Raw genomic sequence first — 13,043 nt, forward strand, 5'->3', positions numbered from 1 at the left:
TCCCCGCTCACCACTGTCGTCCTCCGGCATCTCTCGGGCCGGACAGTACGTCCGCCGCGGCCTGCTGGTAGCGCAGCACGGCCTGTTCCGCGACCCGCAGGTCGCAGGGCGCGCTCCACAGCATCCGGCGTGCCGTGTCGTACCGCTCGATGAGCAGCGGGTCCTCCGCCGCTCCCAGCCGTGCCACCTTCGCCTTGTACGCGTCGAGCCGGCCGCGCAGCTCCGCCCGGACCGCGAGCGGCGCCGTGACCGCGGTCAGCGACTCCCGCGCCCGCATCAACTCGTCCTCCGCCTCCCGCTCCAGGGACTCCAGGAGCGGGGACAGCCGGTGCCACTGCTGGTGCCGTCGGTACTCGGAGGCGGCAGCGAGCCGCTCCTGGAGCGCCGTCGGCGGCCCGCTGACGGCCGGCACCTCGGAGGCGGCGATCTTCGCGAGGACCTCGCCGCGCGCGGACCGCGCCTCGGTGAGCGTCCGGTCCGCGCGGGACAGCACGTCCCGCAGGCGCAGCAGCCGGTCCTCGGAGTCCTGCCGGACCGCGAGGACCGCCTCGATCTCGCGCCGGATGTCCTCCAGGGCCAGCGCCGCCCGGTCGTACCGCGCGGTGTCGGGCCGCCCTCCGCCGGGCGCCGAACTGCCCGCGGCGGGACGCCAGAAGGCGAGCGGATCGGTCACGACCTGCGAGCGCAGCGCGGTCAGCTCGGCCGTGATGTCCTCCAGCTCGTCGCCGGCCGGGTGCTCACCGGGCCGCACGCCGACCGAGTGCGCGAGCGAGCGCGTCCGGCCGAGCTCCGCGGCGAGGAGGTCTATCCGGGCCGGCAGCGCCGACCAGACGGCGTCGGCGGTGACGACCAGGTCGAGCGAGGAGGCGTACAGCTCGTTCATCCGGCGGACGAGCCCTTCGAGCGTGAACCGCTCGGAGAGCAGGCCCTGTTCTCCCGCCCCGCCCGCGACGAGGACGCTCTCGCCGCGCAGCCGGTCGGTCAGCTCCACGAGCTCGTCCCGGCCGGGCCAGCGGCGCCGCGTCCGGACCTCACGGGCGTCGCGCAGGGCGCCCGTGTACACGTCGAAGCAGGTCCAGAGCAGGGAGATGGTCCGCTCGGCGGCGGCCCAGCGGTCCCGGGTCGTGCCGGTCAGCTCCGCCCCTTCGAGCAGTCTGCGGCCCGCGTGGTCCTGGAGGGCGAGGAGCGAGTCCTCGATCGCCTTGTGCTCGGCGCCGAGCCGCGCCAGCGCACGGTCCACCTCGTCCCGGTCCATCACCGGCCCAGGAGGTCCCGTGACGCCCATCGATCACCTCTTCCGCCGCGTGTACAGGGGCTGCTTGCCGGGGCTGCCGGCCGGGTCACTTGTACCGGGGGACGGGCGGCCCGGGTATCCCGGGCAGGTCCGCCTCGAGCCAGCGCTCGTACGCCTGCTTCCAGGGGCCCTTCCGGTAGTCCACGAGGACCTTGTTGACCCGGCGGACCAGGTCGTCGTTCCCGAGCTTGGCGGCCACCCCGTAGTACTCCGTGGTGAACGGTCTGCCCTTGAGCTCGACCGCCGGGTCCTGGGCGGCCTGGCCGGCCGCGAGGGCGTTGTCCGTGACGACCGCGTCGACCTCGCCGAGCTGGAGCCGGGCCAGACAGTCCAGCTGGTTGGGGACGGTCAGCAGGTCCTTGTCGTCCTTGGTGGCGTCGGCCTCGTCCTTGAAGACCGCGCCGAAGGACTTCTCCTCCAGCGCCTCGTAGGCCGTCGACCCCTCGGCGGTGCAGACGCGCTTGCCGCGCAGCGAGGAGTCGTAGCCGGTGATGGTCTTCGCGAGCTTGGGCGCGAGGACCTGCTGTCCGGCCTGGAAGTAGGCGGTGGAGAAGGCGACCTGCTGGATCCGCTTGCAGTTGATCGTCATCGTGCGCACGACGAGGTCGACCTTGCCGCTGTCCAGCGCGGCGATCCGCTGGTTCGTCGGGATAGCCCGGAAGATCACGGCGTTCTCGTCGCCGAGGACGTCCCGCGCGATGGCCCGGGCCAGATCGATGTCGAACCCCTCCAGCGTGCGGGTCTCCGGGTTCCGGTAGCCCCAGCGGTAGCTGGACTGGTCGACGCCGACGACGAGCTTGCCCCGCTCCTTGATCGCCTGGATCGAGGGGCCGTCCGCCCCGTCGGGCCGGAGCGAGGCGTCCGGGTTCACGCAGGTGTCGGCCTTCGCCTGGACGCCGACCTGCACGCCGGTGCCCACCCCCGGGCCGGAACCGGCCGTCCCGGGCGCGCCCTCGGCGCCGGTCCCGTCGTGTGCCAGCGGCAGCAGTGTGAGCGAGGCGGTGAGCCCGCAGGCCACGGCCATGGCGGCGACCCCGCCCCAGCCCCGCAGTCGCCCCGCGGCCCGCCGCACCAGCGGGTCCGTGCCGTTCGGCATCCCGCCCCCTCTCACCGGTACTCCGACAGTCTGCGGTTGATGCCGAGCACGGCGCCCGCCGCTCCCAGGATCCCGAGCGCGGCCGCGCCCAGCGGCAGCGCCGCCAGCGCGTCCCTGGCGTCCGCGGCGGCGCGGGTGAACTCGGCCTGCTCGTGGGCGAGGGCCCGCTCCAGGGCCGCGTCGACCTGGTCGAAGGACTGGCCCGTCGTCTCCTTGGGGCCGACGATCAGCCCGAGCGCGGCGTCGAAGTTGCCGGCCTCGTCCTCGGCGCGGGCGGCCTTGTGGCGCTTCTGCCAGTCGCCCGTACGCTGCGCCGCCTCGTTCACCGGGTCGCGCCCGGCGTCGTCGTCGGCGAGCTCCAGCGCCGAGGCGAGCGCGGTCGTCAGGGCGGTCATGCTCGCCGTGTAGTCCGCCTCGTACTTGTCGTTCTTCCCGTCCTCGGTGAGGACGGCGCCCCGGGCGACCACCGCGAGGTTCTCGTTGGCGCGGGCCGTGAGCGAGCTGATCCGGGCCTGGTTGAGCAGCAGGAGGGACTCCTGCCCGTGGGCCCGGGCGGAGCTCAGCTCGGCCCGCGCGACCGTGTGCGCGGCGAGGAGCCAGACCAGCACGGCCAGCGAGGCGGCGGTGGCGGCGAGGAGACCCTGGTTGAACACCCGGTGGGTGCGGGTGTAGTTGCGGCGCTGCGCCCAGGCCAGCACGGCGAGGGTGAGCAGGCCGAGGGCGAGCGACAGGAAGGGCCAGGTGCGGGCGGAGTCGTCGTCCTCGTGGAGCCGCCGGGTCTCCGCCGCGTACAGCCGCTCGGCGGCGGGCAGCAGCTCGCTGGTCATCTGCTGGTTCGCGTACCGCAGATAGGCCCCGCCGAGCGGCAGGCCCTGCCGGTTGGCGGCCCGGGCGCGCTCGATCAGGCCCGTGTAGCGCGGCAGCTGTTCGTTGAGCGTGGCGATCTCGCGGGCCGACTCGCTCGCACCCTCGGTGTTCGCCGCGGCCTTGACCAACAGCCGGGCCGCGGTGGCGATGTCCTTGTCGTACCGCTTGCGGGACTCCTCGGGCTCCAGGGTGCCCGCGAGGAAGCCGCTGGCGGCGGTCGAGTCCGCGTCGGCGAGGGAGCGGTAGACGGCGGCGGCGTCGGCGCTCAGCGGCTGGCTGCGGCTGACCACGTCGTCGGCGGCGGAGCCCCGGTCGGCGACTTCGAGGGCGGTGACGGCCCCGAACGCGACGACGAGCAGCGCGAGTACGGCCCCGAGGATCCGGAGCCGGCCGGGCTCGGTCGTCGCGGCCTCGCGGAGCCGCTCCCGGCCCACGGCCCAGGCCCCGCGTCCCGCGGGCGGGCCCCCGGCGGGCGCGGCCGACGGCTGCGCCGGCACCGTGCCCGGGCGCGCCGGTGCGGGTGCCGTGCCCTGCGCCGTCGCCGAGGCGGCGGGCGCGTTCGGCGGGTGTGTCACGTGACCTCCCCCTGGGTCGCTGACGTCGGTCCGCGTCGCGGATGTCGGGCCGTCCGGCCAGCAGTATGGCCGCAGGGGCCCGACCGCACACCGGGATTGACTCGATCTTGTTCCTATCGTGCCCCATGCCCCCGGCACATCCGCAGGCGAACCCCCTCACCTTGAATACGTCTCCCGGCGGGGATCGGTTCCGTATCGGGTGTCGCTCGAACAGGTGAACATGCGTGCGGGGCGTCTCTTCCGTACGAAGAAACGCCCCGGGTCCACGCCCGCACCCTCACACCCCGTAGTGCTCCCGCAGCCGGGTCGCCGCCGCCGGAGCCGCCGCCACCGCGTCCAGGGCGAGGAGCCCGGCCCCGAGGACCGGCGGCGCGGTGACGAAGCCGATCGTCGCCTTGGGCGCCCGGGCGCCGAGGAGTTCGGCGATCCGGTCCTCCAACTGCGGGTGGCGCGCGGCGAGGACGCTGCCGCCCAGCATCACCGGAGCCTCCTCGTCGAGCAGTCCGAGCCGCCCGAGCGCCACCGTCGACAGGGTGACGACCTCCTCGGCCAGCCGGTGCACCAGCGCCAGCGCGACCGGGTCGCCCGCCGCACTCACCCGGAACAGCACGGGCGTCAGCTCGTGCCGCCGCGCGAACGGGATCCGGCCCAGGTGCACGGCCTCGATCAGCTCGTACATCGTCTCCAGGCCGAAGTGCGCGGGCAGCGCGCGCGCCAGCTCGGTCGGCTCGCCGCGCCCGTCCTCGGCGCGCGCCGCGAACCAGAGTGCCTCGTCGGCCATGCCGGCGCCGCCGCCCCAGTCCCCGGAGATCTTCCCGATCGCGGGGAACCGCGCGGTCCGCCCGTCCGGGGCCATCCCGACGCAGTTGATCCCGGCCCCGCACACCACCGCCACGCCCCGCGGCTCGTCCAGACCGGCGCGCAGTATGGCGAAGGTGTCGTTGCGCACCCGTACCGAGAGGCTCCAGCCCCGCGCCACCAGCGCGGCGTGCAGCCCGTCCTCCTCGACGGGCAGGTCCGCGTTGGCGAGACAGGCCGCGACGTGCGCGAACCCGGCCGGAGCACCGGTGCCCCCGGCCGCTTCCCAGGCCCGGCCGACGATCTCCGCGAGCGCGTCGACCGCCGTCTCCACCCCCACCAGCGGGGGCTGGAAGCCGCCGCCGCGCGCCGCGCCGAGGACCGTACCGTCCTCGGCGACGACGGCGACGTCGGTCTTGCTGTTGCCGGCGTCGACGGCCAGCAGTGTTCCGGTCAGGCCCACGCGAGGTGCTCCCGGTTGTGCGCGATCAGGCGGTCCGTCAGGCCCTCGGCGTACGCGTACTGCCCGACCAGCGGGTGCGCGAGCAGCGCCTTGAACACCCGGTCGCGGCCACCGCGCAGCGCCGCCTCCAGGGCCAGGTCCTCGTAGGCCGTGACGTTCGCGATCAGCCCGGCGTACAGCGGGTCCACCGGCGCGACCGGCAGCGGCACCGCGCCGTCCTTGCCCACCGCGGCCTGCGTCTCGATCACGGCGTCGTCCGGCAGGAACGGCAGCGTGCCCTTGTTGTACGTGTTCACCACCTGGTACGGCGAGCCGCCGCCGCCCAGCAGGGACGCGGCCAGGTCCACGGCCGCCTCCGAGTAGAAGGCGCCGCCGCGCTTGCCGAGCAGCGCCGGCTTCTCGTCGAGCGCCGGGTCCCCGTACATCTCCAGGAGTTCCTTCTCCATCGCCGCGACCTCGGCGGCCCGCGAGGGCTTCGTGCCGAGCTCCCGCACCACCTCGTCGTGCGCGTAGAAGTACCGCAGGTAGTACGAGGGGACGACGCCGAGCCGGTCCATGACCGGGCGCGGCAGGTGCAGTTCCCCGGCGAGCGCGTCGCCGTGCTCGGCGAGCAGCCGCGGAAGGACGTTCTCGCCGTCCGGCCCGCCGAGCCGTACGCCCGTCTCCCAGGTCAGGTGGTTGAGCCCGACGTGGTCGAGGTGGATCGAGGACGGGGCCACGTCGAGGAGCTTCGCGAACTTCCGCTGGAAGCCGATGGCCACGTTGCACAGGCCGACGGCCTTGTGCCCGGCCTGGAGCAGCGCGCGCGTGACGATGCCGACGGGGTTGGTGAAGTCGATGATCCAGGCGTCCGGGTTGGTGCGCCGGACGCGCTCGGCGATGTCCAGGACGATCGGGACGGTGCGCAGCGCCTTGGCGAGGCCGCCGGCGCCGGTGGTCTCCTGGCCGACGCAGCCGCACTCCAGCGGCCAGGTCTCGTCCTGGTTCCGGGCGGCCTGGCCGCCGACGCGGAGCTGGAGCAGGACCGCGTCGGCGCCCTCGACCCCGGCGTCCAGGTCGGAGGTGGTGACGATCTTCCCGGGGTGGCCCTGCTTGGCGAAGATGCGCCGGGCGAGCCCGCCGACGAGTTCGAGCCGCTCGGCGGCCGGGTCGACGAGGACGAGTTCGGTGATGGGCAGGGTGTCGCGCAGCCGCGCGAATCCGTCGATCAGTTCGGGGGTGTAGGTGGAGCCGCCCCCCACGACAGCGAGCTTCATGATGTGATTCAGCCCTTCACTCCGGTCAGTGTGACTCCCTCGACGAACGCCCTCTGGGCGAAGAAGAAGACGAGGATCACAGGGGCCATGACCAGGACGGTCGCGGCCATGGTCAGATTCCAGTCGGTGTGGTGCGCGCCCTTGAAGGACTCCAGGCCGTAACTGAGCGTCCAGGCCCCCGGGTTCTCGGAGGCGTAGATCTGCGGCCCGAAGTAGTCGTTCCAGCAGTAGAAGAACTGGAACAGGGCGACGGCGGCGATGCCGGGCTTGGCCATCGGCAGCACGACGCGTATCAGGGTGCGGAATTCGCCGCAGCCGTCGATCCTCGCGGCCTCGATGTACTCGTTCGGGATCGTCAGCAGGAACTGGCGCAGCAGGAAGATGGCGAAGGCGTCGCCGAAGGCCATCGGGATGATCAGCGGCCACAGCGTGCCGGAGAGGTCCATCTGCTTGGCCCAGAACAGGTACATGGGGATGATCACGACCTGCGGCGGCAGCATCATCATCGAGATGACGAGCAGCAGCGACAGGTGCCGGCCGCGGAAGCGGAACTTGGCGAGCGCGTACGCCACGGGGACCGAGGACACCACGACGAGGACGGTGCCGAGGCCCGCGTAGAGCAGGGAGTTCTTCCACCAGGTGAGGAAGCCCTCCGTCTCGAAGATCTTGACGTAGTTGTCCCAGTGCCAGGAGTTCGGCGTCAGGTCCCGGGTGAGCGCCTGCTGGTCGCTCATCAGGGAGGTCAGGAAGACGAAGACGAACGGCAGGACGAAGAACAGGGCCGCGGCGAGGCCGAGCGAGTGCACGGCGATCCAGTGCAGCAGCGCCTTGCGGCGGGCGGTCTTCTCGGCGGGACTCGCCTTCGCGGGGCGGTCGGGACGGCTGGGGCGGTCGGAGCTGTCCGAGCCATCGGGGCGGTCGGAGAGGGTCGCGGTCGTCATGGTTCAGTCACCCGAGCCGATCAGGCCGCCGCGCCGGCGCATGAGGAGCGCGGTGAAGGCCATGGAGAGGGCGAAGAGTACGAGTGCCACCACGCACGCCGCGCCGTAGTTGAACTGGCTGAAGCCGAGGCTGTAGACGAGCTGCGGGAGCGTGAGCGTGGAGTCGTCCGGGTAGCCGGGCTGGAAGGTCGCGCCGGAGCCGCCCATCACCCCCGAGGCGACCTTGGAGGCCACGATCGGCTGGGTGTAGTACTGCATCGCGCCGATGATCCCGGTGACGACCGCGAAGAGCACGATCGGCGAGATGTTCGGCAGGGTGATGTAGCGGAACCGCTGCCACGGCGACGCGCCGTCCAGCTCGGCCGCCTCGTACTGCTCCTTCGGTACGTCGAGCAGCGCGGCCATGAAGATGACCATGAGGTCGCCGACGCCCCACACGGCGAGGACGGTCAGGGCCGGCTTGGCCCAGTCGGCGTCGTTGAACCAGGAGGGGGCGGGGATGCCGATCGCCTCCAGGAGCGAGTTGACCGGCCCGGTCCCGGGGTTGAGCAGGAAGACGAAGGCCAGGGTGGCGGCCACCGGCGGGGCCAGGTACGGCAGGTAGAAGAGGGTGCGGAAGATCCCCGCACCCGTCTTGATCTTGGTGATGAGCATGCCGATGCCGAGGCCGAAGAGCACCCGGCAGGAGACCATCACGACGGCCAGCCAGAGGGTGTTCTGCATCGCCGGCCAGAACTTCGGCATGTCGGAGAAGACGTACGTCCAGTTCTCCACGCCCCGCCAGGTCGGCGGGTTGAGGCCGTCGTACCGCATGAACGAGAAGTACAGCGTGGAGAGGAGCGGATAGGCGAAGAAGAAGCCGAATCCGATCAGCCAGGGCGACATGAACAGGGCGGTGCGCAGCGCGTTGCGCCGGCGCTTCGACCGCAGGGTGTTCCGTCCCCCCGGGGCGGCGGCGGCCGGGGCCGCCGCCTCCTTCGCGGGCAGGGTGTCCGTGCTCATGGGCGTGTCGTCCCGGCCGTCACTTGGCCGCGGCGATGTCGCGGTCGATCTGGGCCGCGGTGTCGGCGAGGCCCTTCTTCAGGTCGGTGACCTGGCCCTTCTCGTACTTGTGGGCGAGGTCGGAGAGGGTCTCCTGGTAGCTGGGGCCGTTCACCGCGCCGGTCATGGTGGAGGACTCGGGGTGCTGGGCGATGTCCAGGAAGACCTTGAAGCGGTCGTCGAGCTTCAGGTTCGGGGACTTCAGGGCGTCCAGGGTGGAGGGGACGTTGCCGATGCCGTTGGCGAAGCTCACGACCGCGTCGGTGTCCGTGGTCATGTACTTGACCAGCTCCCAGGCCGCGTTCTGCTTCTTGCTCTGCGGCGCGATGCCCATGATCGTGCCGGACAGGTAGCCCTTGCCGTACTCGGCCAGCTCGTCGTCGGCGACGGGCATCGGCGCGACGCCGACCTCGAAGTCCACCTTGGCGTTCTTGACGAAGTTCAGCCGCCACTCGCCGTCCAGCTGCATGGCGACCTGGCCGGTGTGGAAGGGGTGCTTGGCGCCCCACTCGTCACCGAAGGTGGTGCGGTACTTGTCGAGCTTCTGGAAGCCGCCCAGGGCGTCCACCAGCGACTTCTGGTACGTCATCATCTCGGCGAACGCCGGGTCCTTGGCGACGTTCGACTTGCCGTCCTTGTCGAAGTACGTGTGGTCCCACTGCGACATGTAGTGCTCGACGACGGTCTCGTAGCCGAGGTAGTTCGGCATGAAGCCGAGCCGCTCGTACGAGTCGCCCTTGGGCTTGGTGAGCTTCTTGGCGACCTCGGTGAACTCGGACCAGGTCTTCGGCGCTTCCTTGATGCCGGCCTTCTCGAAGGCGTCCTTGTTGTAGTAGAGGCCGTACGCGTCGGAGAGCAGCGGCAGGGAGCAGCGCTTGCCCTCGAACTGGGTGTAATCCTGGAGGACCTTCGGGAAGAGCTTGTCGAGGTCCAGCTTGTCCTTCTCGATGAAGGGCTTGAGGTCCGCGAGCGCGCCCGAGGAGCAGAACTTGCCGACGTTGGAGGTCGTGAAGGAGGAGACGACGTCCGGCCCGTTCGAGCCGCCCGCGCGCAGCGCCTGGCCCAGCTTGTCGTCGTTGATGCCGCCGACGACCTTCACCTTGATGTTCGGGTGGGCCTTCTCGAAGCGGGCGATGTTGTCCTCGATCGCCTTGACCTCGGAGGGCGCCGCCCAGCCGTGCCAGAAGGTGATCGTGGTCTTGGCGTTCGGGTCGTCGGCCGCCTTGTTCTCGGCGGAGCCGGTACAGGCGGAGGCGAGGAGGGCGATCGAGGCGGTGGCGGCGAGCGCGAGGGCTGCGCTGCGCGGGCGTGCGGGCATGACGGTGTCTCCCTGTGGCGAGGGCTGTGGAGGTCTGCGGAGTTCTTACGGGGGTAGGGCCGGGGCGGGTTCGGTGGGTCAGCGCGAGGTGTCGAAGACCTCGTCGCGGGTGGTGGCGAGGGCGCTTTCGAGGGCGCCGCGCAGCACCGGACGCCGGGGTACGGCGGTGAGGACGAGCCGCGGACGGGAGGCCGCGAGCTCGGCGAGCTCGGACTGGACGCGGGCGCGGAGGGGTTCGCCGCCGGCGACGAGGACGTCACCGGAGAGCACGATCAGTTCCGGGTCGAGGACGGCGACGAGCGAGGCCAGACCGATGGCGACGCGCTCGGCGTACCGGTCGAGCAGCTCCGCGTACCGGGGGTCGTCCTCGTGGATCTCGGCGGCCCGGGACAGCAGGCCGCTCGCCACCGGTACGTACGGCTGGTCGGGGGTGTCGATCCCCGCGGCGCGGGCGATCCGGGGGACGGACTGGACGCCGGCGAGCTCCTGGTAGCCGCCGGAGTTGGCCTTGGCGACCTGCCGGACCAGCGGGGTGCCGGGGACGGGCAGGAAGCCGAGCTCGCCGGCGCCGCCGGTGAAGCCGCGGTGCAGGCGCCCGCCGAGGACGAGGGCGGCTCCCATGCCCGCCTCGTTCCACAGCAGGGCGAAGTCGGTGTGGCCGCGGGCGGCGCCCACGCGCTGTTCGGCGATGGCGACGAGGTTGACGTCGTTCTCGTACTCGAAGGGCATGGGCAGGGCGGCGGCCAGCTCCTCCAGGAGGGTGGGGGAGTGCCAGCCGGGCAGGTGGGAGGCGTACCGCAGCCGTCCGGTGGCCGGGTCGAAGGCGCCGGGGGTGCCGATGACGAGGCGCCGGACCTCGCCGGGGGCGATCCCGGCGGCCTTGACGGCCCCGTCGAGGGCGTCGGTGACCTGGTGGACGACGCCGGTGGCGGTGCGGCCGGGGGTGCGGAGCTCGTACTCGCCGACGATCTCGCCGGTGATGTCGGCGACGGCGGCGTGGATGCGGTGCTGGTTGACGTCGAGCCCGGCGGCGTACGCGGCCCGCGCGTTCACCGAGTACAGCTGGGCGTTCGGTCCTGGCCGGCCTTCGGTGGTGCCGGTGGCGACGACGAGGCCGGCGGCTTCGAGCCGGCCGAGCAGCTGGGAGGCGGTCGGCTTGGACAGGCCGGTGAGCTTGCCGATCCGGGTCCGCGAGAGCGGGCCGTGCTCCAGGAGCAGGTCCAGTGCGGCGCGGTCGTTCATGGCTCGCAGCACGCGCGGTGTGCCGGGGGTTCCCGGGGTCGTACCGGCCATGAGGGTGCACCTGCCCTTCGGAGCTGATCGGTTCCGGCCATTCTGCTGCCTGCCGGGGGCCGCTTCGTTCGTCACACTGTTAGGAAAGTTTCCTATTCGGTGGGAGGAAAATAAGGCGAGCGTCACCGGGGCGTCAATACCCGGGAACGACAGACGCCCCCGAAGGCAACCGAAGCGTTACCTGCGGGGGCGTCCGCCCCGATCCGTTCCTGCGCGCCGCTACTTGGTGAGGTCCGTCTTCGGCAGCGGGGTCGCCGCCGCCGACTGCGGCGAGGTCGCCGAGGAGAAGGCCGAAGGGGCCGCCATGCCGGCCGTCGGATCGGCCGCGGACTCCTCGGCCTGGGCCGGAACTCCGCCCACGATCCGGATGCCGGCCTCGTCGAGGCCCCGCTTGATGCGCCAGCGCAGCTCGCGCTCCACGCCCAGCGCCTTGCCCGGCATCGTCTTCGCCGAGACCCGCACGGTCATCGAGTCGAGCAGCACCTCGTTCAGACCGAGCACCTCGACCGGGCCCCACAGGCGCTCGTTCCACGGCTCCTCCTTGGCCATGGACTCCGCCGCCTCGGTGATCACCGACCGCACCCGCTCCAGGTCCTCCGTCGGCCGGACGGTCACGTCCACGCCCGCCGTCGCCCAGCCCTGGCTGAGGTTGCCTATCCGCTTGATCTCGCCGTTGCGCACGTACCAGATCTCGCCGTCCACCCCGCGCAGCTTGGTGACCCGCAGGCCCACCTCGACGACCTCGCCGGAGGCCACGCCCGCGTCGACCGAGTCACCGACGCCGTACTGGTCCTCCAGGATCATGAAGACGCCGGACAGGAAGTCCGTCACCAGGTTCCGCGCGCCGAAGCCGATCGCCACACCGGCCACACCGGCCGAGGCGAGCAGCGGCGCCAGGTCGATCTTGAAGGCGCCGAGGATCATCAGCCCCGCCGTGCCCAGGATCAGGAACGACGCCACCGAGCGCAGCACCGAGCCGATCGCCTCCGAGCGCTGCCGCCGCCGCTCGGTGTTGACGAGGAGGCCGCCGAGGGCCGTCCCCTCCACGGCCTGCGCCGAACGGTTCATCCGGTCGATCAGCTTCGTCAGGGCGCGGCGGACGGCCATCCGCAGCAGGAGCGCGACGACCAGGATCAGCAGGATGCGCAGCCCGGTGTTCAGCCAGGTGGACCAGTTCTCCTCCACCCAGCTCGCCGCGTTCGTGGCCCTCTCCGCCGCCTCGTCCAGGGTCACCGGAATGGGCTCGGGTTCGGTGGCAGCCGCTAGGGCGGACCAGGACACGGGGCAACCTCCAGGCATCGCGTACGCAGTCCATCCACACTAACGGGGCATCGGACGTGCTCTTGTTGCCGTGTTCGAGGGAGAGACGGACCTCACCTGGGCAAGTACTCGGAGAGATGCCTATGTGGTCGAGAACACCCCGGGCCCGTCATCCCGATTCCGGTACGTGGTGGCGTTCCGACCAGGCATGAGGAGAGACTGAGAGCAGTTCGTCCCGGCGCGAGCCACGCGCCGCCGGCGCCATTGGAGGCATCCGTGCCGCATGTCCTGGTCCTCAACGCGTCGTACGAGCCGCTCGGCGTCGTACCGCTCCGTCGCGCACTCGTCCTCGTACTGGAGAACAAGGCTCTCTGCCTCGAGGAGTCCGGCGCCTTCCTGCACAGCGAGACCCAAGTCCTCCCCGCTCCCAGCGTGGTGCGACTGAAGCGCTTCGTGCGGGTCCCCTACCGGGGGCCCGTTCCCTTGACCCGCAGGGCCCTCTTCGCCCGCGACGGCGGGCGCTGCGTGTACTGCGGGGGTGTCGCGACCAGCGTCGACCACGTCGTCCCGCGCAGCAGAGGCGGCACGCACGCCTGGGAGAACGTGGTGGCGGCCTGCCGCCGCTGCAACCACGTCAAGGCCGACCGGCACCTGCGCGAGATCGGCTGGCGGCTGCGGCACCAACCGGCCCCGCCGACCGGTCTGGCCTGGCGGATCATCGGGACCGGACACCGGGACCCCCGCTGGCTGCCCTACCTCCAGCCGTACGGTGCCGAGGACGTGATGGCCCGGATCGACTCCGTCGCGGACGCCCCGGTGAGGGCGCTGACGACGGGTTGAA

At 71.9% G+C, this 13,043-nt stretch carries 11 protein-coding genes; 1 reads left to right on the forward strand and 10 read right to left on the reverse strand.

Annotation, left to right across the window (positions count from 1 at the left end):
- Positions 1 to 7 precede the first annotated feature (7 nt).
- The 10 genes from ACZ6K0_RS14720 to ACZ6K0_RS14765 form a co-directional block, all read right to left on the reverse strand.
- Positions 8 to 1,285, reverse strand: a complete 1,278-nt coding sequence (locus ACZ6K0_RS14720; RefSeq protein WP_376405787.1) for a coiled-coil domain-containing protein — start codon at positions 1,283 to 1,285, stop codon at positions 8 to 10.
- Positions 1,286 to 1,340: 55 nt separating this feature from the next.
- Positions 1,341 to 2,390: a glutamate ABC transporter substrate-binding protein gene (locus ACZ6K0_RS14725; RefSeq protein ID WP_469233610.1), complete on the reverse strand. Its 1,050-nt coding sequence runs from the start codon at positions 2,388 to 2,390 to the stop codon at positions 1,341 to 1,343.
- An 11-nt stretch (positions 2,391 to 2,401) separates the two neighbouring features.
- A complete protein-coding gene (locus tag ACZ6K0_RS14730; protein ID WP_469233608.1) occupies positions 2,402 to 3,832 on the reverse strand; it encodes a hypothetical protein in 1,431 nt (476 codons plus the stop codon).
- Between the two features lie 277 nt (positions 3,833 to 4,109).
- Positions 4,110 to 5,093, reverse strand: a complete 984-nt coding sequence (locus ACZ6K0_RS14735; RefSeq protein ID WP_469233606.1) for an N-acetylglucosamine kinase — start codon at positions 5,091 to 5,093, stop codon at positions 4,110 to 4,112.
- Positions 5,084 to 6,349 (reverse strand): 6-phospho-beta-glucosidase, encoded by a 1,266-nt coding sequence (locus ACZ6K0_RS14740; protein ID WP_376405795.1) that lies wholly within the window; start codon positions 6,347 to 6,349, stop codon positions 5,084 to 5,086. Before ACZ6K0_RS14740 ends, ACZ6K0_RS14735 begins: the two co-directional genes overlap by 10 nt.
- Before the next feature lie 8 nt (positions 6,350 to 6,357).
- Positions 6,358 to 7,290, reverse strand: a complete 933-nt coding sequence (locus tag ACZ6K0_RS14745; protein WP_376405797.1) for a carbohydrate ABC transporter permease — start codon at positions 7,288 to 7,290, stop codon at positions 6,358 to 6,360.
- A 3-nt stretch (positions 7,291 to 7,293) separates the two neighbouring features.
- Positions 7,294 to 8,292, reverse strand: coding sequence for a carbohydrate ABC transporter permease (locus ACZ6K0_RS14750; protein WP_376405800.1), 999 nt, complete (start codon positions 8,290 to 8,292; stop codon positions 7,294 to 7,296).
- Positions 8,293 to 8,311: 19 nt separating this feature from the next.
- Complete coding sequence (locus tag ACZ6K0_RS14755) at positions 8,312 to 9,649, reverse strand: ABC transporter substrate-binding protein (protein WP_469233603.1); 1,338 nt, start codon at positions 9,647 to 9,649, stop codon at positions 8,312 to 8,314.
- 78 nt (positions 9,650 to 9,727) lie between these two features.
- Positions 9,728 to 10,942: an ROK family transcriptional regulator gene (locus ACZ6K0_RS14760; RefSeq protein ID WP_376405804.1), complete on the reverse strand. Its 1,215-nt coding sequence runs from the start codon at positions 10,940 to 10,942 to the stop codon at positions 9,728 to 9,730.
- A 219-nt stretch (positions 10,943 to 11,161) separates the two neighbouring features.
- Positions 11,162 to 12,241 (reverse strand): mechanosensitive ion channel family protein, encoded by a 1,080-nt coding sequence (locus ACZ6K0_RS14765; RefSeq protein ID WP_469233600.1) that lies wholly within the window; start codon positions 12,239 to 12,241, stop codon positions 11,162 to 11,164.
- Positions 12,242 to 12,478: 237 nt separating this feature from the next.
- Between ACZ6K0_RS14765 and ACZ6K0_RS14770 the strand changes: the two genes are divergently transcribed.
- Complete coding sequence (locus tag ACZ6K0_RS14770) at positions 12,479 to 13,042, forward strand: HNH endonuclease (RefSeq protein WP_376405808.1); 564 nt, start codon at positions 12,479 to 12,481, stop codon at positions 13,040 to 13,042.
- Position 13,043: the final 1 nt, after the last annotated feature.

This window comes from Streptomyces sp. NPDC042346 (assembly GCF_055581845.1).

Bases quoted from the DNA above. Each gene is read 5' to 3' on its own strand.
- ACZ6K0_RS14720 (WP_376405787.1), bottom strand. From the start codon at position 1,285: ATGGGCGTCACGGGACCTCCTGGGCCGGTGATGGACCGGGACGAGGTG.
- ACZ6K0_RS14745 (WP_376405797.1), bottom strand. From the start codon at position 7,290: ATGACGACCGCGACCCTCTCCGACCGCCCCGATGGCTCGGACAGCTCC.
- ACZ6K0_RS14750 (WP_376405800.1), bottom strand. From the start codon at position 8,292: ATGAGCACGGACACCCTGCCCGCGAAGGAGGCGGCGGCCCCGGCCGCC.
- ACZ6K0_RS14740 (WP_376405795.1), bottom strand. From the start codon at position 6,349: ATGAAGCTCGCTGTCGTGGGGGGCGGCTCCACCTACACCCCCGAACTG.
- ACZ6K0_RS14755 (WP_469233603.1), bottom strand. From the start codon at position 9,649: ATGCCCGCACGCCCGCGCAGCGCAGCCCTCGCGCTCGCCGCCACCGCC.
- ACZ6K0_RS14760 (WP_376405804.1), bottom strand. From the start codon at position 10,942: ATGGCCGGTACGACCCCGGGAACCCCCGGCACACCGCGCGTGCTGCGA.
- ACZ6K0_RS14725 (WP_469233610.1), bottom strand. From the start codon at position 2,390: ATGCCGAACGGCACGGACCCGCTGGTGCGGCGGGCCGCGGGGCGACTG.
- ACZ6K0_RS14765 (WP_469233600.1), bottom strand. From the start codon at position 12,241: ATGCCTGGAGGTTGCCCCGTGTCCTGGTCCGCCCTAGCGGCTGCCACC.